3 protein-coding genes are annotated in these 1,880 nt (G+C 61.7%); all 3 read right to left on the reverse strand.

All coding sequences use genetic code 11. The annotated features are described in order from the left end of the window. Positions 1–106: 106 nt before the first annotated feature. The gene (locus ACRCSW_RS21050) at positions 107–955 is read right to left on the reverse strand and encodes a tetratricopeptide repeat protein (protein WP_438707612.1); all 849 of its coding nucleotides are present in this window, start codon (positions 953–955) and stop codon (positions 107–109) included. 44 nt (positions 956–999) lie between these two features. Beyond that, entirely contained in the window at positions 1,000–1,554 is a 555-nt protein-coding gene (locus ACRCSW_RS21055) for a tetratricopeptide repeat protein (protein ID WP_438707614.1), read from the reverse strand. Between the two features lie 2 nt (positions 1,555–1,556). Next, positions 1,557–1,880: type II secretion system F family protein (locus ACRCSW_RS21060; RefSeq protein ID WP_438707613.1), on the reverse strand; the 324-nt coding region annotated here is incomplete at its 5' end.

Genomic DNA, 1,880 nt, shown 5'->3' on the forward strand with positions numbered 1-1,880 from the left:
CGTTGTTGGGGATTTTCATCGTGGCCATGTCGGACCAGGCCACCCAGACGCAGATTGCCAGCACGAAGGGGGCAAAGGCCGTAGCCTGGATGAAGGTCAGCATGGATCAGGCTTCAAGGGCTTCGAGGCTGCGGGTGGCAGCTTCGAAATACTGCGGATGGGTTTCGATGGCTTCGGCCAGAAGGCTCTTGCCGACCGACACATCGCCCTGCTTGATCGCCGTCAGCGCCATCGTGTAGATCAGCTCCGCCCGTTCGGTCTGCGTCATGTCGACCACCGGCAGATCGTATTTGCGCTGCGCGCCGCGGGCGAGCACCAGATTGTTCTTCGCGGTGAAAAGCTGCGGGTCATAGGTCAGCGCCTGCACGAACAGCTTTTCCGCCCCGGAATAGTCCTGCCGCGACAGTTTGGAAAAGCCCCAGTTGTTCAGCACGCCCGCGGGTTTCGTCGTCAGCCCCGCCGCGATTTCGTAGAAACTGTCGGCCTTGTCCCAGTTCTGCTTGCTGTCCGCCACCATCGCCTCGAGGCGGTAGCGGTCGAAGGTTTCGTGGGTGGGGGGGATTTCGTTCAGCGTGGCCTCGGCCCGGTCCCATTCATTGGCGCGGATGAAGGCGTCGGCGAGCATCACCTTGTCTTCCGGCGTCGCTTCCGGGCTTTGCGTCACTGCGGTCAGAATAGAGATCGCCTCGGTCGGCTTGCCTGCACGGATCAGCGATTTCGCGAGTCCCCGCTTCAGATCGATCCGGTCGGGGTTGTCGCCGACGGCACGGCTGAAATAGGCGACCGCCTCGTCAGGGTCGCCCACCGTCAGCATCACTTCGTTGAGGTTGGATTCGTCGATGACGTTCACGCTTTGCACGGCGCGCTGCACCTCGGCGTCGGAGTCGCCTCTGTTGCAAGCGGAAAGCATGGATATTCCCCCCAGAGCGAGGGCGATAACGACCGGATGGCGCATTTTTTTGCGTCCTTCTGACTGCTCGGTTCTGCTCGGTGCCCGCGTTACAGCTCGGTCAGAAGCTCGTATTGCCCCTGTCCCCGCCGCACGAGAGACATTGTTGGTTCTTCTTCGCTGTCAGAATACACCACCCCTTCCGTCCGCGCGATAGCCAGACGCAGATTTTCGCGGATGGAGTCCGATTGGCCACTATCAATGGCGAAAGCTTGCTGAAAAACCACCCGCGCTTCGCCGAATTGGCCCCTTTCCATCAGAACGACGCCCAGATTGTTGATCGCCGGCACGAATGTCGGGTCTTCGTCCATGGCCCGGCGGAGGATCTGTTCGGCTTGCCCGAGCCGCCCGAGGGCAAGGTTGGCCGACCCGATGGCCGACAGCACGTCGACGTTCATGCCCTGTTCGGCGGCTGCGCGCAGGTAGGCCTTCAGTGCCAGCTCGGATTCACCCGCGGCCATCAGGCGGTGGCCGACCAGCAGCCCGTCCACCCCTTCGCCGCTGGCATCGGCACCGTATGGCACGTTACGGTCAGGGCCGCCCGTGTTTCCACAGGCGGCCAGAATGCTTGCGCAAAGAAAAGCGAGAAGTGCCGAACGATGCAGTCTTAGCCCCCTCCACCACCGAAGGCAGTTGCGATGCCATGCAGCGAGGGGCCAATCAGGATGACAAGCAACGCCGGCACGCAGAACAGCATAGTGCCGAGTGTCAGCTTGGTTGGCAACTTGTTTGCCTTTTCTTCGGCGCGCATCACGCGCTTGTCACGCATTTCGGCGGAATAGACGCGCAGCGCCTCGGCGATCGAGGTACCGAAGGTTGCCGACTGGACGAGGGTTGTCACGAAGGATGAAACATCCGCGATGCCGACCCGTTCGGACATGTCGCGCAGAACTGCCACACGTTCCTTGCCGGCTTTCACCTCGTTCGACAC

Source organism: Tabrizicola sp. (assembly GCF_051645465.1).
Classification (GTDB): Bacteria; Pseudomonadota; Alphaproteobacteria; order Rhodobacterales; family Rhodobacteraceae; genus Tabrizicola.